Origin of the sequence: Thermophilibacter provencensis (genome assembly GCF_030372065.1) — a bacterium.
Taxonomy (GTDB): domain Bacteria; phylum Actinomycetota; class Coriobacteriia; order Coriobacteriales; family Atopobiaceae; genus Thermophilibacter; species Thermophilibacter provencensis_A.
Genome location: NZ_JAUDEA010000003.1, coordinates 63,892 through 84,458 on the forward strand (window position 1 = coordinate 63,892; position 20,567 = coordinate 84,458).

General features: G+C 65.3%; 14 protein-coding genes. 1 reads left to right on the forward strand and 13 read right to left on the reverse strand.

Annotated features, from left to right (window positions below):
• On the reverse strand, window positions 1-1,164 hold the full coding sequence (locus QUW25_RS03155; RefSeq protein ID WP_289510789.1) for an amino acid ABC transporter permease: 1,164 nt from the start codon (window positions 1,162-1,164) through the stop codon (window positions 1-3).
• Window positions 1,165-1,223: 59 nt separating this feature from the next.
• Entirely contained in the window at window positions 1,224-2,153 is a 930-nt protein-coding gene (locus tag QUW25_RS03160; protein ID WP_289510790.1) for a transporter substrate-binding domain-containing protein, read from the reverse strand.
• A gap of 212 nt (window positions 2,154-2,365) precedes the next feature.
• On the opposite strand from QUW25_RS03160, the gene QUW25_RS03165 reads away from it, so the two are divergent.
• The gene (locus tag QUW25_RS03165) at window positions 2,366-3,643 is read left to right on the forward strand and encodes a serine dehydratase subunit alpha family protein (RefSeq protein ID WP_289510791.1); all 1,278 of its coding nucleotides are present in this window, start codon (window positions 2,366-2,368) and stop codon (window positions 3,641-3,643) included.
• Between the two features lie 130 nt (window positions 3,644-3,773).
• Here the strand turns inward: QUW25_RS03165 and QUW25_RS03170 are convergent, their stop codons facing one another.
• The 11 genes from QUW25_RS03170 to QUW25_RS03220 all read right to left on the reverse strand — a co-directional run bounded on the left by QUW25_RS03170 (window position 3,774) and on the right by QUW25_RS03220 (window position 20,461).
• On the reverse strand, window positions 3,774-4,070 hold the full coding sequence (locus QUW25_RS03170) for a methylated-DNA--[protein]-cysteine S-methyltransferase (RefSeq protein ID WP_289510792.1): 297 nt from the start codon (window positions 4,068-4,070) through the stop codon (window positions 3,774-3,776).
• A gap of 61 nt (window positions 4,071-4,131) precedes the next feature.
• Window positions 4,132-6,567, reverse strand: coding sequence for a tRNA (adenosine(37)-N6)-threonylcarbamoyltransferase complex transferase subunit TsaD (gene tsaD / locus QUW25_RS03175; RefSeq protein WP_289510793.1), 2,436 nt, complete (start codon window positions 6,565-6,567; stop codon window positions 4,132-4,134).
• 132 nt (window positions 6,568-6,699) lie between these two features.
• Complete coding sequence (locus QUW25_RS03180; protein ID WP_289510794.1) at window positions 6,700-7,542, reverse strand: alpha/beta hydrolase; 843 nt, start codon at window positions 7,540-7,542, stop codon at window positions 6,700-6,702.
• A 157-nt stretch (window positions 7,543-7,699) separates the two neighbouring features.
• Window positions 7,700-10,747, reverse strand: a complete 3,048-nt coding sequence (locus QUW25_RS03185) for a glycoside hydrolase family 3 C-terminal domain-containing protein (protein ID WP_289510795.1) — start codon at window positions 10,745-10,747, stop codon at window positions 7,700-7,702.
• A 78-nt stretch (window positions 10,748-10,825) separates the two neighbouring features.
• Complete coding sequence (locus QUW25_RS03190) at window positions 10,826-14,623, reverse strand: glycoside hydrolase family 3 C-terminal domain-containing protein (protein ID WP_289510796.1); 3,798 nt, start codon at window positions 14,621-14,623, stop codon at window positions 10,826-10,828.
• A gap of 368 nt (window positions 14,624-14,991) precedes the next feature.
• Window positions 14,992-15,726: a LytR/AlgR family response regulator transcription factor gene (locus QUW25_RS03195; RefSeq protein WP_289510797.1), complete on the reverse strand. Its 735-nt coding sequence runs from the start codon at window positions 15,724-15,726 to the stop codon at window positions 14,992-14,994.
• Between the two features lie 82 nt (window positions 15,727-15,808).
• Window positions 15,809-17,131 carry a sensor histidine kinase gene (locus QUW25_RS03200; protein ID WP_289510798.1) on the reverse strand — a complete coding sequence of 441 codons (1,323 nt, stop codon included), beginning with the start codon at window positions 17,129-17,131 and terminating at the stop codon, window positions 15,809-15,811.
• Between the two features lie 204 nt (window positions 17,132-17,335).
• Window positions 17,336-18,640 carry an ATP-binding protein gene (locus QUW25_RS03205; protein ID WP_289510799.1) on the reverse strand — a complete coding sequence of 435 codons (1,305 nt, stop codon included), beginning with the start codon at window positions 18,638-18,640 and terminating at the stop codon, window positions 17,336-17,338.
• A 311-nt stretch (window positions 18,641-18,951) separates the two neighbouring features.
• Window positions 18,952-19,380, reverse strand: a complete 429-nt coding sequence (locus QUW25_RS03210) for a DUF3783 domain-containing protein (RefSeq protein WP_289510800.1) — start codon at window positions 19,378-19,380, stop codon at window positions 18,952-18,954.
• The gene (locus tag QUW25_RS03215) at window positions 19,380-19,967 is read right to left on the reverse strand and encodes a rubredoxin-like domain-containing protein (protein WP_289510801.1); all 588 of its coding nucleotides are present in this window, start codon (window positions 19,965-19,967) and stop codon (window positions 19,380-19,382) included. Before QUW25_RS03215 ends, QUW25_RS03210 begins: the two co-directional genes overlap by 1 nt.
• An 80-nt stretch (window positions 19,968-20,047) precedes the next feature.
• Window positions 20,048-20,461, reverse strand: a complete 414-nt coding sequence (locus tag QUW25_RS03220; RefSeq protein ID WP_289510802.1) for a Fur family transcriptional regulator — start codon at window positions 20,459-20,461, stop codon at window positions 20,048-20,050.
• Window positions 20,462-20,567: the final 106 nt, after the last annotated feature.

The window sequence follows — 20,567 nt, forward strand, 5'->3', positions numbered from 1 at the left end:
TTACTCCTCCCCCACGAGGTTCTTGTCGGACGTGCTTCCCACCGGCTCGGGCTTGACGTCAAAGTGCTTGGCAAACTTCCCGAGCAGCCACGACGCGACCATCGTGAGGAAGAGGTACACCACCGCGGAGATGAGGCTGGGCTGCAGCTGGTTGTAGTAGACGCCGGTTGCCGTGGTGCTCGCAAAGGCGAGCTCGAAGGTACCGATGACCGAGAGGACCGAGGAGTCCTTGATGTTGATGATGAGCTCGTTGGAGAGGCCGGGGATCGCAAACTTGATGCCCTGCGGGAAGACCACCTTGCGCATGGCCTGCCACTGCGAGAGGCCGAGCGAGCGCGCTGCCTCCGTCTGGCCCTTGTCCACGGACTCGATGCCGCCGCGCAGCACCTCCATCATGTACGCGGTGGAGTTGAGCGTGACGGTCACCAGGCCGCCGAGAAACGGCGTCCAGAGTCCGTTGATTTCCGTTGTGGTCATGCCCGTGCCGCGGAAGAGCGCAAAGATGGCCGGGTAGATGATCATGGCCTGGATCATCATCGGCGTGCCGCGGATCACGGTGCTGTACGCCTTGGCAAAGCCGCTGCCGAGCTTCTTCCAGAAGCGCACGAAGTCGTTGTCCGGGCGGTCGATGGTCTGGATGCGGCAGAACACGAGCAGCAGCGCCAGGAAGAAGGCGAGGATGGTGCCAAAGACCGCCAGCTCGACGGTGGTCACGAGGCCCGTGGTGAAGGTCTGGTGATCGTGCTGGAGGATGTAGAGGATGCCCTGGAGCATGTCCTCCTGGGGGCGCGCCGAGGAGGCCGCGGCGGCCTGCCACGCGGAGGCAACGCCCATGGCCCAGCGGTCGACCGCGAGCACGAGGACGAGCGCCCACACCACGTAGGAGCCGTAACGCAGGGCACGGCGGGCGGCGGGCCGCACGAAGGGCGAGGTCTGGTCGTAGGTGCGCCAGTGCGAGAGCTTGAACACCAGGGCCACGGCGCTCACCACGAGCCAGGCCACGAGCAGGTAGTACATCACCAGCTCGACGGTGAACGCGCGGGCGAGAAAGCTCATCGCCGGGCGCGGCGAGCTCGAGAGCAGCATGCCGAGAAACGCCACGGCGCTCGTGCCGAGAAGGACGTAGCGGTGGTCGCGCAGCACGAAGTCACGCAGTTTGGTCATTCTTAAGAACTCCTCAGTGTGCGGGCGCGGAGGGGACGGTCCCTTCCGCGCCCAACGCGTTAGGCCGGCTGACGGTCCATGCAGTCGTTCCACGTCTGCTGGCGCTCGTCCTCCGGGATCGTGGCGATGATCTCGTTGATCTGGTCGAGCACCGCATCCTGGCCCTTGGCGATGGCCGCGTTGTCGGGCATGACGGAGCCCTCGAACTTATCGTCCATCTGAAGCTCGACGAAGTCGGGATAGGTCTCGAGCAGCTTGGGCACCGAGAGCATTGAGTAGGTGATGATGTCGCAGGTGCCGTTGGTGAGGCCCTGGACGACGAGCGGCACGGTCTCGGCCGGCGTCATGTGGTTGACGTCGGGGATCTGGTCGATCACGGTGTCGTACATTGTGGCGGCCTGGCCGAGGATGGAGGCGCCGGCGAGGTCGGCGAACGTGGTGGCGCCGGCGTAGGCGGAGTCCTTGGTGGTGATCATGACGATGTCGTCGTCAATGTAGGAGTCGGAGAAGTCCGCGGACTGGGCACGCTCGGGGTCGACGGACATGCCCGCGCAGACGATGTCGATCTGGCCGTTGTTGAGCGAGTCGATGAGCGCGGCAAAGTCGAGCTTCACGGCCACGGCCTCCATGCCGAGGCCCTCCGCGATGCGCTTGGCCACCTGCACGTCATAGCCGTCGGCAAAGGCGCCGGAGACGTTCTCGATGGGGATGGTGTACTCGGACTCCTCGCTGACCTGCCAGTTGTAGGGGGCGTAGGCCGCCTCCATGCCAACGCGCAGGGTCACGCCGTCGCCCAGCGCGGCGGTCTCGGGGGCGTCGTCGGCGGGGGCGTCGGTCTGCTCGGTGTCATCGGTGGTGGGCTCCTGCGCGGCGGGGCCGCAGCCGGAAAGGACCATCACGCCTCCCATACTCGCCACGAGGCTCGAGAGCCTGAGGAAGTCGCGGCGAGAAACTCTGTCAGATACAAAAACGTGCGGGGTGGCCTTCATGGTGGTTCCTTTCCCTTGTGTGAAATCCCCTTTCGCGCGACGCAACCGGAGGGGACCCATTCCCCTCCCCCTTGCAACTTAATGCGAGAAAGTTACGCGCACGTCGGCAGAATACAGCGCGGCGAGAAGGACCGTGTGCTGATATGATTTTGGGAAACATCGCCGTAACGGGTGTTACGAAGGGACAGTCCCTTCGTAACATGGAGGACGCCATGGGTCAGGAGACCTACGACTCGTACGTTGCCATTCTCGAGGAGGAGCTCGTCTGCGCGATGGGCTGCACCGAGCCCATCGCCGTCGCCTACTGCGCGGCGCTCGCGCGCCAGGCGCTCGGCACGCTCCCCGAGCGCGTTGACGTGGCAGCCTCCGCCAACATCATCAAGAACGTCAAGAGCGTCGTCGTGCCCAACACGGGCGGAGCGCGCGGCATCGAGGCCGCCGCAGCGGCGGGCATCGTCGCGGGCGACGCCGACGCAAAGCTCGAGGTCCTTGCGGGCGTCACGCCGGAGCAGATCGAGGAGATGGACGGTTTTCTCGCCACGCGCGAGGTCACGGTCACGCCGAGCGAGCGCCCGTGGATCTTTGACATCCAGGTGCGCGCGGAGGCTGCCGGGCGCACGGCGTTCTGCGAGATCGCCGGGTCGCACACCAACGTCATCCGCCTGGAGCGCGGCGACGAGGTCCTTCTCGACATCCCCTACGAGAATGCCGCCGAGGGCGGCACGGACCGCAGCTGTCTCTCCGTGGAGAAGATTGTCCAGTTTGCCGACGAGGTAAACCTTGACGACGTGAAGCAGGTCCTCGGGCGCCAGATCGCCTGCAACACGGCCATCGCGCAGGAGGGGCTCCACGGAAACTGGGGCGCGGGCATTGGCAAGGTCCTGCTCGAGGCGTACGGCGAAGGCGTGGCCAACCGCGCAAAGGCGTGGGCTGCCGCCGGCTCAGACGCTCGCATGGGCGGCTGCGAGCTTCCCGTGGTCATTAACTCCGGCAGCGGCAACCAAGGCCTCACCGCCAGCGTGCCCGTCATCGTCTACGCCCAGGAGCTAGGCGTCTCGCACGAGGAGTTGCTGCGCGCGCTCGTGGTCTCAAACCTCATCACCATCCACCTCAAGACCGGGATCGGGCGCCTCTCCGCCTACTGCGGCGCCACGAGCGCGGGCGCGGGCGCGGCGGCCGGCATCACCTACCTCTACGGCGGGCGTGCACATGAAATCTCGCACACCGTGGTTAATGCCATCGCCATCGATTCCGGCATGGTCTGCGACGGCGCCAAGGCGAGCTGCGCAGCCAAGATCGCGAACGCGGTTGAGGCGGGACTTCTGGGCATGCAGATGCAGAGCCAGGGCAAACAGTTCTACGGCGGCGACGGCATTGTGGTCAAGGGCGTGGAGAACACCATTCGCAACGTGGGCGTCTTGGCCGCTCAGGGCATGCGCGAGACGGACCGGACGATCATTGAGCTCATGTGCGGGACGGGCGGCTGCTAGGCCACCGTTAGGCAATATTGGGGCGGCGCCCGGACGGTTTTTGCTGGTAAACCGTCCGGGCGCCGCCCGTTTTTCTCGGTGGGGCAAGTTGCGGGCGGTTTGGACGAGAAAAGCGTCCACAACCCGCTCGTTATTGGGGACGCACCGCCTCCAGCGCAAGAAGCGCGCGCTTGCGGTCGAGGCCGCCGGCGTAGCCGGTGAGGGAGCCGTCTGCGCCCACCACGCGGTGGCACGGGACAATCACGCTAATGGGATTCTTGCCCACGGCGGAGCCGACGGCACGAGGCGACGAGCCCAGATCGGCTGCCAGCTCACCGTACGTGCGCGTCTCCCCGTACGGGACGGCGAGAAGAACCGGCGAGTCGGCGAGCCCGCAAATCCGTGCAAAATCGCCACTCGTGCCACATACGGGCGAGCGGCTGCGCAAAACAGACGCTGCGTAAAATCAACCCAAAGGCAAAATGATACGAAGGGACTGTCCCTTTGTATCACTCCCAGGTGGGAGGGACGGGGGCGTTGGAGGTGGCCCAGGTGCCGAGGGCGGCGTTGGGGTCGGCGTCGAGCGTGAGCGGCGAGAAGGACCCCGCGTTGTAGCTGCGCAGCGCAGCGATGCCGATCATCGCCGCGTTGTCGCCGCAGGCACGCATGGGCGGCACGGTCACGCGCACGCCGCGCTTCTCGAGCGCCCTCTTATACGCCGCGCGCAGGCCCGGGTTGGCCGCCACGCCGCCGCCGACGCAGAAGTCGGCCACGCCGGTCTCCTCCACCGCGCTCACGGCCTTGGCGACCTGCACGTCGATGACCGCAGCCTCGAAGCTCGCCGCCAGGTCGGGCAGATTGATGGGACGGCCGGCGCGGTTCTCGCCCTCGATGTAGGTGATGACGGCGGTCTTGAGGCCGGAGAGGCTGAAGGAGTAGTCCCCGCTGTGCATCATCGCGCGGGGGAAGTGGATGGCCTTGGGGTTACCCTGCGCGGAGAGCTTGGAGATCACGGGGCCGCCGGGATAGCCCAGGCCGAGCGCCTTGGCCACCTTGTCGAAGGCCTCGCCCACCGCGTCGTCGATCGTGGCGCCGAGAAGGACGTAGTCGCCCCAGGCGCGCACGTGGACGAGCATGGTGTTGCCGCCGGAGACGATGCTCGCCACGAAGGGCGGCTCGAGGTCAGGCGTCTCGAAGAGGTTGGCCATGAGGTGGCCCTCGAGGTGGTGCACGGCAATGAGCGGCAGGTCAGCGGCCGCGCAGAGACCCTTGGCAAAGGCGACGCCCACCACGAGAGCGCCCACGAGGCCAGGTCCCGCAGTGACACCAACGGCGGCCAGGTCAGACGGCGCGAGCGTGTCCACGCCGAAGTGCTCGCCGGCGCGGGCGAGCGTCTCCTCGAAGACGCCCACGATGGCCTCGGTGTGCTTGCGGGAGGCAATTTCGGGCACCACGCCGCCAAAGCGCGCGTGGAAGTCGATCTGCGTGGCCACGACGCTCGCGCAGACGACGCCGTGGCTGTCCGTCACGGCCATGGCGGTCTCGTCGCAGGAGGACTCGATCGTGAGGATGAGCGGGCCGGCAGCCGCCAGCGCGGCCTCGGCCTCGGGCGTGCGCTCGCCGGGCACGATCGGCCACGGGCGGATGGAGGGCGCCGGCTCCGGGCGGCCGGTCGCAATCACGGCGTCCGCCGCGAGCGGCAGCGGGGCGCGCAGGATGAGGGCGTCGTGGCCGGCGCCGTAGTAGCCCGGGCGACGGCCCTCCTCCACGAGCCCGAGAGCGGCGTAGAGCGCGTGGGCGGGCTCGTTCTTCTCGTCAACCTCAAGGGAGACCGTCTGCGCGCCGAGCATCTGCGCGTCGTAGGCCACGCGGGCCACGAGGCGCGTGGCGATGCCCTCGCGCCGGCGCGCCGCGTCCACGACGACCTCCTCGACCTCGAAGTCCGCCCCGGCGAGCACGCCGCCCGCAAAGCCGATGACGGTCCCCTGGTCGTGCGCCACCCACCAGCTGCGGCCGGGCTGGGAGAGCTCCTCGTAGAACATCTTCTCCGTCCACGGCGTGTGCGCGGAGCCCTCGTAGGTGGCGGCCTCAAGCGCCGCCACGGCAGCGGTGTCGTTCATCGTCATGGGACGGAGCTGCAGGTGGATGCCCGCGAGCGCGTCATCGACGCCGGTGAGCTCGACGGACGCCGGCTTCTTGAGGCCCAGTCGCACGCGCTCGGCCTCCTCGGCGTCGGAGAGGCGCGTGTAGATGGGGAGGACCAGCGCCGGGTCTCCGGGCTGCTCGCCAAAGACGCCGGCCTCGACGGCCGCGCGCAGGAGCCCCTCGCCCGTGGGGTACCACGCCTCCTCCGGGCAGAAGGACGAGAGGCCCGCGGCCTCAAAGCGCCCGCGGTACTTGGTCAGGCCGTTGCCCGTGAGCGTGAGCTCGGCCGCGTCGGCGCGCTCCGACCACGCGGCCACGCAGGCATCGGCCTTGAGGACGGTCTCGGCCGGGAAGGTGCGGTGCGCGCCAGCCTCGTCCAGTTCGTAGATGCCGGGGTAGACCTCGCCGCGCATGGCGTCGCCCGCCACGGCGAGAAGCCCGCGCGCGCCGGCCGCGTGGGCCGACCACGCCATCGCATCGAGCGCGGAGGTTCCGTAGAGCGGAAGCCCCGCGCCGCACGCGAGTCCCTTGGCCGTGGCGATGCCGATGCGCACGCCCGTGAACGAGCCGGGGCCGCGCCCCACGAGCACGGCATCAAGCTGCGCCATCGTAAGGCTGGCGTCGGCGAGCGCCTGCTGCACCGTGGTCACGAGCTCCACGTTGGCCTGGCGGCGGCACAGGTGGTCGCGCGCGGCCAGCACCGTCACGGCACCGTCCGCGCCCACGCGCCCGACGGCGCACGCCAGCATGTCCGTGGACGTATCTACGGCAAGGATGATCTTCTCGGCAGCTTTGCTCATGGCGGCCCTTCTCGCTTGTGATGCAACCTTTTTAGTGTAGCGCTCGCGCGGCAAGAAGGGCACGCCACCGTAACAGCGTGACACTGGGCTCTGACGCCGCTGTCATGATGACAGTGGCGTCAGAGCCCAGCGTCATGTCTCCTGGACAAAGCTGGCGGCCTCGGCGCAAATCTCGTCAAGCTGCTCGGCGCTAAAGCCGTGGCCCGCACCGCTCACAACGCTGAGCTCGGCGTTCTCGTACGTCTCGACGGCGCGCAGCGAATAGTCAAGCGGCACGATCTCGTCCTTGTCGCCGTGATAGATCTTCACCGGGCCCTTGTAGTCACCGATTGTGGCAAATGGGTCAAGGCCGAGAATGTCCTCGTAGTAGCGGCGCCCCACCGTCACGCCAAAGAGGCCCACAACCTCATCGCCGGGGATGGCGGAGGCGTCCGGAAAGCGCGCCCGCGCGTCATCCGGGATGCTGAGCGCCGGGTAAAACAGCACGAGGCCTGCCACGTCGTCCGGGCGGCGCGCGGCCACGAGGGCGGAGACGAGGCCGCCCTGGCTCTCCCCCATGAGATACAGCTTGCCCGCGCCCACATATCCCCCATCCAGCAGGCCGTCCATCACCGCCTCCAGGTCGTCGGCCTCGGTGAGCACGGACATGTCCAGGATGCTGCCGTCGCTCTTGCTCCAGGACGAGCCGCCGCAGAAGTCAAAGACGTAGCTCGCCACGCCCGCCTCGGCAAGGCGGCGCGCATATTCGGACGTGCCGTCGAGGGCCCCGCCAAACCCGTGCGAGATCACAACGAGCGGGGACCCCGCCCGCACCGGGGTTGGCCGGAAGAGCCTGCCGTAAATGGTGGCGCCGTCGCGCTCAAAGGAGAGCTCCCTCACCCGATACGTTCCGGCGGGGGCAACGGAGCAGCATGCGAGGCAGCATGCCAGCACCAGCGGGGCCACAATGGCAACGATGTATTTGAGCCGCCTCACCGCACTCCCCTCTTGGGCCAAGACCTGCCGAGAAACACAGCCGACTGTACCACTTCAAGAAAACGGTGCCGAGAAAAACCGGGCGCCGCAAGCAAGGCGCCGGCCCAATCGGACCGGCGCCTCAAAAACCTGACAGTTTACCCTGTCACCTTTGTCATCACGAAGCCGTGCGGGACTTGAGGAAGCTGCGGGTGAGAAGGGCGCCCGTCACCACAAGGCCCACGGCGGCAACGCCGGTGATGCCCCAGCGGATGAGGTCGGCCTTCTGCATGCCGGCCACGCCGGAGGTGTAGTGGCTGCCGGGCATGGCGCCGTTCATGCAGTGCGTGTTGGCCATCACGTAGAGCAGGTGGTGCACGGCGTCGCGGGCGTAGTTGTAGGACACGGGGTCGTTCTCGTCAAAGGTCCAGGTGTCCGTGGGGTCGCTTGCGGTGAGCTTGGAGTCGGCGCCCGCCTGGATCATCTGGCCGGCGTTCATGAAGACGCCCGTGTCGGCGTTGTCCGTGATGATCCAGCCGTCAAAGCCCCACTCGTTGCGCACGATGCCGGTGATGAGGTCGTAGTCGCCGCCCACCCACGTGGCGCCAATGCGGTTGAAGGCGGTCATGAGGCCCTGGCACGCGGCAATCTGCGTGGTGGCAGCCTCGTAGGTGCCGTCGCCGTTGTCCTTGACGTAGTTGACGTCAACGTCGCCCACCTTCATGCAGAGCTCAAAGGGACGCAGGTAGATCTCGCGCGCGGACTGCTCGTTGAGCCACGTGGCCATGGAGTACTGGCCGGAGCGGTCGCCGCGGTGGTTCTCCTGGTCATTGAAGGCAAAGTGCTTGATCAGGGTGTAGACGCCCTTCTCGGCAGCGCCCTTGACCTCCTGGGAGGCCAGCGCGCCGGAGAGGAAGCCGTCCTCGGAGAAGTACTCGCCGGCGCGACCGGAGAAGGCCGTGCGGTTGATGTTCATGGCCGGGGCGTACCAGCCGGTGGCGCCGCCGTAGAGGCTCTCGTCACCAATGCAGATGCCCAGCTCGTAGGCAAGCTCGACGTTCCAGGTCTGCGCCACCATGGCGGGGTTGCAGAAGGTCATGCCAATGCCGCCCCAGCTCCAGCCAGAGGTGGAGTCCGCGTCGGTACCCGCGGGCTTCTCGACGGAGGCAATGTAGTCGGTGCCGTAGCCGGCCTGGGTGATGAGGATGTCATAGTCCTCGGGGGTCAGCTGGTCAAGAAGGGCGTCCCACTGCGGGTCGTCGTACTCAAGACCGCGCATCTGGATGAGCGTGAGGCCGTTCTTGGCGCCGTACACGAGCTCGCCGTCCCAGGACTCAACGTTGGGGTTGCCGGAGTCGGTGGAGTCAAGCTCGGCGAGAAGATCGGCGGAGGCCGTCTTGCCGTAGGTGTAGCTCACGCCGTCCTCGCCGTTGATCTCGTTGCCCCAGGTGGAGACCTGCGAGGTGGGCTCGCCGTCGTGCGTGGGGAACGTGCCCTCCCAGTCGGAGCGCGTGAGGTAGGTGAGCTCTCCCGCGGCGTCATCCAGGTGGTTGGTGACCTCCTCGCCCGTGAGCGTGTCCGTGGCGTAGGTGGTGGTGTCAACCTCGGTGTTGTCCGGCACATACTCGTTGACCAGGGCGGTGTTGCCCTCCACGGAGGCGCCCTTGGCGGCGAGCACGTTGTTCACGGCATCATGGGCGTTGCGCCCGGCGGTCACGTAGTAGGTGCCCGCGTCGAGGATCCACGTCTTGGCGCCCAGGTAGTCATAGGAGGCGAGCTGGTACTCGTCGAAGGAGATCTCCACCGTCTGGGACTCGCCGGGCTCGAGCAGGCCCGTCTTGGCAAAGCCCACGAGCACCACGGAGGCCTTCTCCACGCCGTTCTCGCGGTCGTAGTCCGTGTAGGGGGACTGCGCGTAGAGCTCGACGACGTCCTTGCCCGCCACGTCACCGGTGTTGGTCACCGTGACCGTGGCCGCGCACTCGTCGCCGGACCATGCGGTCGAGAAGTCCGACCACTCGAAGGTGGTGTAGGAGAGGCCGTAACCCAGCGGGTAGCAGACCTCGTCGTCGTAGTTGAACTCGCCGGCGTTGCCCTGGCCGAGCACGGCGTCCTCGTAGCGGGTCTCGTAGTAGCGATAGCCTACGTAGATGCCCTCCTCGTAGGAGACGTAGTTGTACTTGGTGAGCTCGCCGTTCTCGTCAAGGTACTGGTAGTCGCCAAAGTTCTGGGCGGCCGGGCTCTTGCTCGCGTCCGCGGCAAAGGTGTCCTTGGTGCGGCCGGAGGGGTTCACGGCACCCGTGAGCACGTTGCCCAGGGCGTTGATGCCGTAGGAGCCAAAGGACGGCGCGTACAGGACCGCCTTCACGTTGGGGAACCGCTCAAGCCAGTCGAGCTCCAACGCGTTGTTGGACGTGATGAGCAGGATGACGTTGTCAAAGTTGTCGTTCAGGTACTGCAGGATCTCAAGCTCGGTGCTGTCCGGCTCGAGGTAGCTCTTGGCCTGGTCCTCGGGGTTGTCCGCGTGGTTGTACATGGAGCGCGGCATGTCGCGGCCCTCGCCGGCAACGCGCTTCATCACAAAGACGGGCGTGGTGCCCTCGAGCGAGTCGAGCACGCCGGCCTCCTCCATCACGGAGAGCGGGCACTCGTTGATCGAGAAGTCCTCGTTGTCGCCGTAGCTCACAGATCCCGGGCCCATCACATACTCGGAGCCCGCGCCAGAGGCGTAGAACTCGACGAGCTCCTGGTTGACCTTGAGGCCGGCCGCCTCCATCGCGGGCGTCACGGCGTCGACGGTCTCGCCCTCAACGCCCATCGTGGACGCGAGGATGCCCGCCGAGCCGGCACCGAGCGAGCGTGCGTTGCCGCCCACAAAGGAGAGCGTCGTGCCCTCAGCCAGCGGAAGCGCGTTGTCCGCGTTCTCAAGAAGGACGATGCCCTCGCCGGCGATCTGCTCGTCGAGCGCGGCCTCGGCCTCGGCCAGCTCCTCGCGGGACTTGTGGTCGGCCTTGTTGTACTCGAGGTCAAGGCCCTCGGTCTTGGCCCCGGAGTTGTCCCAGCCCTGCTCGACGCCCAGGTAGGAGTTGATGACCTGCGTATAGTTGGGAAGGATCGCGTTAGCCGCAACGATGAGGGCGACAAACACCACGGCGAGCACCGCGCCGATCACGCGACCGACGATGCGGCCCGCGCCACCCTTCTTCTTTGGTTGCTTGTCTGACATGAGGTGTTTCTCCGTTCATGGGGCCGGGCGGGGGCGAGAAGAACCTCGCGCCCCGGCCCGGCCGCAAAGGCAGCGTGACTAGAATACGGACTTGGGCTCGCCCGTCTCCTCCAGGGCAAACTCGGCGGAGCCGGTCTCCACGCTCACGGAGTCGTAGCTCGTGCCAAACTCCGCGTTGTAGGCCTCGACAAAGGCGGCGAGATCCAGCGTGTGAGTGAGCATCACGAGGAACATGCCGGAGCCGTAGCCCTGGTCGGGCTGGTTCCAGTCATAGTAGACGCCCTCCTGCGCATACGTCGCGCTCGTGCCGTCCTGCTCGATGGCAACCGTCTCGCCGGACTCGTTCTTGATGACGAGCGTGCCCTCGCCGGATCCGGAGCCCTCGACCTCCCAGGCGCCCATGCAGGCGTAGCCCTTGTAGTGGTCGACCTCAACGGTCCCGTCGGCGAGAAGGACCATGGGGATGCCGGCGTCCTGAATGTAAGAGTAGATGTAGTCGTCAAACGTGGTTGCTGTGGCAACAACCGTAACCGACCACGCCCCCTCTGCCGTAGCATCGTCGTAAGCGTTCGGCACGTACTCGGAGCCAGCGGGATAGACGGTGCCACCGATGCTCCACCCGTCAAAGGTCATGTGCTCAAGCTCGTACGGGCGGTCGGGTAGCGTGACGGTCTCGCCACGCTTGATCTCCAGGGCGCTCGGGTCGTTGCCGGTCGCGTCCTCGTTACCGGAGGCAAACGTGAGCTGGTAGCTCGGCTGGGTACCAGCGTCAAAGCTCGTGCCGAAGCACGCGTTGTAGGCCGTGACCAGCTCGTACTTGGAGATCGTGTTGGGAGCCACGGAGCCGGAAACCGGCACGTCAAAGCTCAGGAGGGAGCCGTCATCGGAGACCTCAATCGCGTTGCCCTCGGAGTCGGTCAGCGTGAGGCCGCCGTCCTCGGCGTAGTCCCACGTGCCCGTGCCGCGCGAGGAGCCGAAGAAGCCGCTCTGCTCCGCCACGTAGGTCTTGTCGCCGTAGAAGGCGCACGGCGCGCCGATCGTCCCCTCCTCGGCCGTGGAGACAATTGCGGTGACCAGCGGCTGGTTGCCGGTGAACACGTAGTCGTGCGTGAGGCCGTTCATGGCAAGCGAGTGAGCGTAGTTGTAGAGGGCGCGGTGCACGGCGCCAAAGAGCGCGTCCTGGATAACCGGGTCGTTCTTGTAGTCATCCTGAAGCAGAACGGCATGGCAGACCTTGCGCCCGTCGCTATCGCTCGTGGTGCCGAGCCAGACGTGCGTGCCGTTGAGCAGACCGTCGACGGAGTCCATCTGCGGCGCCTCAAACTGGTCGGTGATCGTGGTGCCCGTGTAGCCGAGCTCGCCCTCAAGCCAGTCGATGAGCAGCGCGTGGTTCTCGCCAGACCATTCCATGCCCAGACGGTGGAAGCCGCTCATGATGCCGTTGGCACCGCCCTCGACGACGGCCTTCTCAAACTGACGGAGGTAGATCTCGCGCAGCGTCTGCTCGTTTGCCCAGGACGGCACACCGTGGCGGTACTCCTCCTGGTCGTTTCCGGCGCAGTGCTTGGTGTAGACGAGCGCGCCCTTCTCGATGATGCCGCGGGTTTCCTCGGCGCAGGCGCGACCGCCCAGGTACGGGTCCTCGGAGTAGTACTCAAAGTTGCGGCCCGAGTACGGGGAGCGATGGGCGTTGCAGCTCCAGCCGTAAAGGGAGACGTTCTTGCTCTCCACTGTTGCGGAGTGCAGGAGGTTCTCGCCGGTGAGACGGCCGACCTCCTCGTGGACCTCGGTGCTGTAGGTGTTGGTGACGGTCTCCTTGGAGGGCCAGGTCACACCCGAGAGGCCAGACACGGTAAAGAGCGGGGTCCAGCCCTGCGAGCCGTTGCCGGCAACGGTCTCGGGCTTGCCAATCTTGACGATCTCGCTCTCCGGATCGTTGATGAAGTCCACCATCTCCTCGTAGGTGAGCTTGGAGACGAGGGTCTCCCAGTCGCCGTCGTCGTAGTCCTTCTCGCGCATGTCCACGAGGACGAGGTCGGAGTCCTTGCCAAACTCGTGAGTGGGCACGGAGCTCGCGTCGCCAGAACCGGCCTGATAGGAGATGGGCTTTGCCTTGTCGGCCACCTCGTCGGTATAGACCAGGTTGGCGGGCTTGGTCGGGAACGTCGCCTCCCAATCGGAGCGGGAGAGCCAGGTGATGGCGTTCTTGTCGCTCATGAGCGGGTTCTTGTTCGGGTCGACGCCATCAAAGAGGTTGGTGATGGCGTTGCCCGTGACCGCGGAGACCGCATACGTGGTGTCATCGAAGGTGCCGTTGTTCCAGACCCAGATGAGGGAGTCATCGCCATCGGCGGTCATGCCGTCCTCGGTGGTCATGCCCTTGGCGGCAAGCACGTTGTTGATGGCGTCGTGCGCGGAGGCGGCAACGGTGAAGTAGTAGTCGCCGTCGTCGAGGATGTAGGTCTTGGCCCTGTTGGCGTCATAGGCGGCGAGCTCGTGCTTGGAGACGGCGATGGTGAGCGTCTCGGAGGCGCCGGGCTCGAGCTCCTGGGTCTTCTCGTAGCCCTTGAGCTCGATGGAAGCCTTCTCGATGCCGTTCTCGACGTCGTAGTCGGTGTAGGGGGTCTGCACGTAGACACAGGCGGCGTGCTTGCCCGCAACCTTTCCGTCATTGGCGACGGTCACCGTGACGGTGAAGGCGTCGTCCGCCTCCTCGACGGCAAAGTCAGAGTACGAGAAGGTCGTGTAGGAGAGGCCCGCGCCAAACGGGTAGGCCACATAGGAGCTGTAGTCGAAGTCGCCGGCGTTGCCCTGGCCGAGCACCTTGTCCTCGTAGCGCGTCTCGGGATAGCGATAGCCCAGGTAAATGCCCTCGGCATAGACGTAATCATGGCGCCAGTGGTTGCCCTTGGTGTTGGAGGGGCGCCACTCGTCGTTTTCGCGCGAAACCTCGTCGAGCTTGCCGTCGGAGAGCTCGGAGAGGTCGGCGTCAACGCGGCCGAAGTTGGCCATGACGGGGTTCAGGCGGTTGTTCTTGTAGACGGTGTCAGAGAGGCGGCCAGAGGGGTTGGCTTCGCCGCTCAGCACCTGCACAAAGGCCGGGATGCCGTAGGGAAGAGCGGCGCCGTAGCCAGAAGAGCTGATGTTGCCGTACCAGAGCAGGGCATCAACGGCATCGGACCAAGGGCCGTCCTCCCAGCTGATGGTGTTGGAGGTGCTCACCGCAACGACCATCTTGGAGAAGGCGCCCGAACGACGGAGCTCAGCCACGCCGTTCAGCATGTCCTTCTCCTCCTGGGAGAGGGCAAGGTAGTCATGATCCTCATACCACTGGGTATCAGAGCCCTCGTGTCCGCGACGGCCCAGGAAGACAATCGCCACGCCGCCGTCATCGGAGATAAAGCCGGCCGCCTGCGCGTCCTCCCACGGGTTCTCGTTGACCTGCCAGCCGAGGACGTTTTGGGTGCCGTTGGTGTAGAACTCCCAGGCGGCATCGTTGAAGGAGAAGCCCGCCTCCTTCATGGCCTCGTCAAAGCCCGAGTGATAGGCAGGGCCGGCGTTGCCGAAAGCGGTCACCGTTCCGTCAGAGGTGGCAAGAGGAAGGGCCGCGTCCTCGTTCTTGAGCAGGACCACGCCCTCGTTGACAATGCGTGCGCCAAGCGCCATCTCGTCGGCAACGAGCTGCTGCTCGCCTTCGGTGGTATATTCATAGGCGCTCTCGTAATAGAGGTTGTCCTCCGGCAGCGCCGGGGCAACAGACTCCTCCTTGCTGGGCGCCTGCTGGCCGCCGCCGTTATCGCAGCCTGCGAGCCCGGCCATGACGGCCGCGGCCGCGGTGCCCAGGACAAAGCCCCTGCGTGTGACGCCACTTCTCATGCTTCTCATTTCCTTCCCTTCCCTATGCCGCCAGTATGGGCGCTTTTCACCCGCGCGCTGGCGGGACCTAACCAAATCTCCCCTCAAAGGGCCGGACGGAGCCGGCCCAGGAAGGGAGGGAGAGCCAGCCTTTGGCCGGGCTTCTCACGGTTAACGATAGGAAGTTGAATAGTTGCTTGAGCGGGTGCGCGTCACACGGCGGAACGCGTCGCACCAAAGTGCGCGCGTTGCACCAACGGTGGTTTTCTCGTCACCAACTGCAATAAAGCGCTGGTCGTGAGCGGTATGGAAGCGCCGGTGAGCGGTTGGGCGAAAGACGCGCGATAAGTATGACAGTTGGCTCTGACGCCAGCGCCACCAGTGCCAGGTCAGAGCATGATCGAGTTCTTGTTGTTCAGGTAGTCCATGTAGGCGCGACGGGCCTCGGCCACCTTGGAGCGGCCGATGGGCACGAGGTCCTTTCCCACCACAAAGCCCTGGGAGGTCAGCTGTCTCACGTGGGCAAAGTTGACGAGAAACCCCTTGTGCACGCGGAAGAACCCAAACGGCGCGAGGTTCTCGCCCATCTCGTCGAGGGTGGTCAGGACCTCCTCGGTGCGGCCGTTTGCCAGGTGCACGACCTTGTCGCGGCGGTGCGCCTCCACGTAGGCTATGTCGTCGATGGCAAAGGTTCCCATGGCGTGCGCCATCTTGAGCGTGATGGTGCGGTTGGTGCTCGTCTTGCGGCGCTCGCGCACAAAGGTCTCGATGGCCTCCGCCATGTCCTGGTTGAAGTGGCTCTTGCGCACAAAGCCGAGGGGTCGCAGCGAGAGGGACTCAAAGACGCGGTCCTCGCTGTTGGAGACGTAGATGATGTCCGTCCCAAAGCCAATCTCGCGCAGGGCGCGCCCAAACTGGATGCCGTCGATGCCAGGCATCTCAATGTCAAGGAGCACCAGGTCAAAACCTACGGAGTCCATCCTTTTGGCAAGGTCCTCCAGGACGGTGTAGACCTCCATCTCGGCCTCGGCGCCCCGGCGCGAGAGCTCGCGCTCGGCGGCGCTGGCTATGGCGTCCGCGGCAAAGCGCTCGTCGTCGCAGACGGCAACGTGATACTGAAGCATGTCCTTCCCCCTGTTTCGAGGGCCCTCCCCGGCCCCGTGCCCCTCGCGGGCAATTTCATGACAGATCACCCTGTCACCTTTGTCATGATGACGCATCGGGCAGCGCGAGCATCACCCGAGCGGTGAACTCCCCCTCCTCGTAGGAGAAGTCGGCGGCGCCGTCGTACTTCTCGGCAACGGATCGCACGATCGAGGTGCCCAGCCCGTGGTTCTCCTTGTCCTGCTTTGTGGTCTCGAGCGCCCCCTCCTCCGAGAAGCGCGGGCGCTGTGCCGTGGGGTTCACCACCGTCACGACGAGCGCCCCCTGGTCGGCAACGATGCCCAGCCGCACGTTCTTCTCGCCCGTGCCCTCGCACGCCTCGATAGCGTTGTCGAGCAGGTTCATGAGCAGGCTGCAGAGGTCGATCTCCTCGTAGGGAAGCTCGGCGGGCACGGCGATGCGCGAGCTGATCTCCACGCCCGCGGCGCGCGCCTTGGACACCTCGAGGTTGACGATGTCATCCACCAGGTCGTTTCCGGAGCTCACCCACGAGAAGGTGGGGTTGGCGCGCATGGACATCTCGCCGAAGAACTCCTCGGCGCGGCGGTAGTCCTTCTGCTCGAGCAGCATGCGGATGTAGGCGTACTGGTTCTTCACCTCGTGGCGCAGGCGGCGCAGGCTCTCCCCGCTCTCGCGGTAGACGCCAAGCGCCTCGTAGCGGCTCTCCATGAGGTGACGCTCGGCCTGGATGCGCTCCTTGTCCCTGAACTCGCGCGCCAGGCGCAGCACGGCCCAGTAGACCACGATCTGCGCGATCTGACCGTTAAGGCACGTGAGGAAGCTCTCGAGCGTGCTTGCAGAGTAGTAGACAAAGCCAAAGTCCGAGCGCAGGTAGAGGATCGTGCGCTCCGCAAGCCCGGAGGCGCACACAAAGAGCACGGGGAACACAAAGGAGAGCGAGACGTTCTCCCCGTCCAGATAGTTGTGACGCTCAAGGAGAACGAGGATGACCCTCAGGAGCAGCATGTAGGCGAGCGAGATGGTTGCCGCGAGCTCGATCCCGCCATAAAGCTCCACGTTGAGCATGTCCGCAACGGAGAGCGAGTAGAGCCACGAGCACATGACGAGCGCAATGCGCACCAGTTGGGCGGGGGTGCTGCGGTCCCAGAAGATGAGGCCGCACGCGATGGTGGGGGCAACGGTCCACGTGATGGAGTTGGGAAAGATCAGGTCGCTTATGGTGCCGAGGAGCCACACGACGGGAAGCGCAATCGCAAACCTGACCGGCAGGAGCCAGGCGAGCCGCCTTCCCCCGCCGTGGAACTTCGTGAGCAGCAGCACGAGGGAGAGCGCGAAAGACGCGTTATAGAGCGAGGCCATGCTCGCGCCAAACGTGGTCACAAAGCTCTGCAGCAGCTCTTCCATGGGGGTCCTTCGCACCGGCACTTCAGTGAGCTTAGTTTAACCTGAGCGGCCGGCTGCCCGGGCAACGCACAACCGGCATGGTTTAGGTGACAAACGGGCCGGCAAAATGATGGGACCGGACACGAGGGCTCGGCGTCATGCGAAATCGGTGGCAGACGTTGCTTTTGGCCTTGCCCAACCGGTATCCGAAAGAAGCCGTGCCGACTACGCCCCCAAACAAGTGATGGGGATGACGTAGAGCCCCTCCTCCACCTGCCTCGCGTACTCGGAAACTCCCGTGATGACCGCCATGAACTCAGGCGGGCGAACACGCTCGGCACCATTGGACGAGAGCTTTGCTCGCAACGCGCGCAGACGCTCGACGGCGACGTCCGCCTTGCGCTCGCTCGTCTTGATCTCCAGCGCTGCCCAGCGTCCATCGGCGAGCTCAATGATGACGTCCGCCTCTAGGCCGGAGTCGTCGCGGTAATACCGGACGGGGATGTCAGCGGCGTTTTCCAGCGCATGTGCATATACCTGTAGGTCGCGCACGCAGAGGTTCTCGAACACGAGGCCAAAGGTCTGCCAGTCCTCGAACAGGGCATCAGGCAGCATGCCGAGCGCCGCCACCGCAAGCGAGGGGTCCGCCAAATAGCGCTTTGGCTTCGTGCGCACGCGCTTGGACGAGCGCGCAGGAGGGAGCCAGCCAGGCACGTCATCCAGTAGGTACAGGTCACGAAAGAGCGCGAGATATGAGGCGACTGTCGCCTCGGTCACTCCACCCGAGGCTGAGGCGTCGCTCATGTCGGCAGAGAGCGTTTCGTAGGTCGCAGCTTGGCCCAGGTTACGGGCGAGGGCGAACAGGAGGCGCTGGGCGGTATCGCCGCTCTTGCCCGCCCGCGGAATGCTCTCGCGCCGCAGCAGGCGCAGATACTCCCGCGCAACCAGCTGCGCGTCCGCAGGATCCATGTCGATGGCCTCCGGCCAGCCACCGCGACACGCAAGTCTCACAAGATCGGAAGCCGTCGTCACGTGCTGCACGGGTTCAAACTCCCCGCGGAACAGCCCCGCAAGAGATACCGCATCTATGGAGTCCCCACTCTCGGCCAGGCTCATCGGCCACATGCGAACTCGACCGATGCGGCCCGCGCCGCTATGGCTCGGAAGATCGCCTTCGGACTGAGCGTCATGCCGCAGCGGCATTGATGATCCGGTGAGAATCCACGCTCCGCGCAGCCCACGGGTACGATCGCACTCGTGGCGAACCCAGTCCCATATCGCAGGCACACGCTGCCATTCGTCAATCACATGAGGTCGATCGCCCATCAGCATCGCAGAGGGGTCATCCTGAGCAAGTGCAAGCGTACGGTCCACAAAGCTCACGCTCTGCGCATGCTGGAGCGCCGTCCACGTCTTGCCGCACCACTTGGCCCCCGCTATCTCCACCGCGCCAAAGACGCGAAGAAGCCTCTCAACCCGTGCATCCACGACGCGCGGAATATATCCCTCCGGCTTGATTATCTCGCCCACCACCCCTCCTTTGAACTTGTTTCAATATAACATGTCTTCGCAGCTAGAATGGCTGCATTACTGTTTTTCCGGATATCTCGTTATTGTTTTTCCACCACTTTCAATAGAGATTTTCCAAGCCCACATGTCCGCGAAGGCCTTGCAGGAAAAGGGGCAGGCAAAAGGGGACGGGTTATTTCTCTCAGAGCTTTTGGTGACAAAGGTGACAGGGTGGGTTGTCATCATGGGTTTCATGATGACAACCCACCCTGTCACCTTTGTCACCAAAAGCTCTGAGAGAAATAACCCGTCCCCTTTTGCCTGATGCAACGCTACTCGTTTGCCGCGTGCTCGGTGGCAACGGCGTCGATGAGCTGCACGAGCGGCCATGAACGGTTGACCTTGGTGAGCAGGGCCTTGGGCCCCACCACGCATCCGGCCTCGCGCGAGCGGGCGAGAAACTCGTTCACCTGCGCGTCGGAGAGGCCGCACAGCAGCACGAACTCCTCCGCCGCCGGCGCCGGGCCCACATACGGCACCACCGCCGGACGAAACCCCGGCAACCGCGCAAATGCGCCCGCCGGGTCGCCCAGGCGCTCCGGCAGCGCCGTCCGCGCCACCACGCCCATGCCGCGCAGCACTTCTCGCACCGCCGCGCCCTTCTCGGAAGAGGGGTCAAGCCCCCAGAGCGCCGCGCACGGCGCGGGCCCCGAGGGCTTGACCTTCTTGCGGGAAGCCTTCTTCTGAGGCTTGCCGGCCATTAGCCGAAGTAGCGCTCGAGCAGGCCCTTGAGAGCCTTGCCGTGACGGGCCTCGTCGCGCGCCATCTCGTGGACGGTGTCGTGGATGGCGTCGAGGTTGTTCTTCTTGGCGCAGGTGGCAAGCTCGACCTTGCCCTGCGTAGCGCCAAACTCGCAGTCAACGCGCCAGGCGAGGTTGTCCTTCGTGGTGGCCTTCATGTTGGGCTCGAGCTCCTCGCCGAGCAGCTCGGCAAACTTGGAGGCGTGCTCGGCCTCCTCATAGGCGGCCTTCTCCCAGTAGAGGCCGATCTCGGGATAGCCCTCGCGGTGGGCGATGCGAGCCATGCAGAGGTACATGCCGACCTCGGAGCACTCGCCGTTGAAGTTGGCCTTGAGCTGCTCGAGGATGTAGGCCTTGTCCTCGTCGGAGATGTCGGGGTTGTCCTTCACGGTCTTGCCGTAGATGCCGTACTCGTGCTCGGCGGCGAGCTTGAGCTCACCCTCGACCTTCTCGAACTGGCTGGCCGGAGCGTGGCAGACCGGGCACTCCGCCGGCGGCTCGGCGCCCTCGTAGATGTAACCGCAGACCTTGCAAACCCACTTGTCCATGGTGAAGCCTCCTTGTTGTCTCTCGGTGACGAGGCCCCTCCGGCCCCGTCGCCCTCTCCTATGCACGCGGCGCGCTCTCGCTACGCCGTTGATGCCCCGTCGTTCTTCTCGCCCGCCCGACACACAGGGCAGACGCCGTCAAACTGCAGCGTGTGGCCCAGGATCTGGTAGCCCGACGCCTCTGCCGCAGCCTCGTTCACACCCTCGTCCAGAAGCGCGATCATCACGTCGTCCACCCGGCCGCACTCAACGCAGCGCACGTGATAGTGGGCAAAGGCCTGGTGGTCAAAGCGATCCGCGCCGTTGTTGATGCGCACGCGGCCGATCTCGCCCTCGTCGGAAAGGAGGTTGAGGGTACGATACACCGTCGCCTTGCCGATGCTGGGATGCTCGGCGCGGACGGCCTCATAGACCTCGTCGGCGGTGGGATGGTTGGCAAGGCGCCGCAGCTCGTCCTCAATGATCGAGCGCTGCACGGTGTTTCTCGCTGGCATGTCCCACCTCCTTTTGGTCTGATGACAGCATACCATACTGAAAACTATTCTCAAGTGAGAATTTTTCTCATTTTAGCGAGAAGGACCTCGGCGATATGACATGACA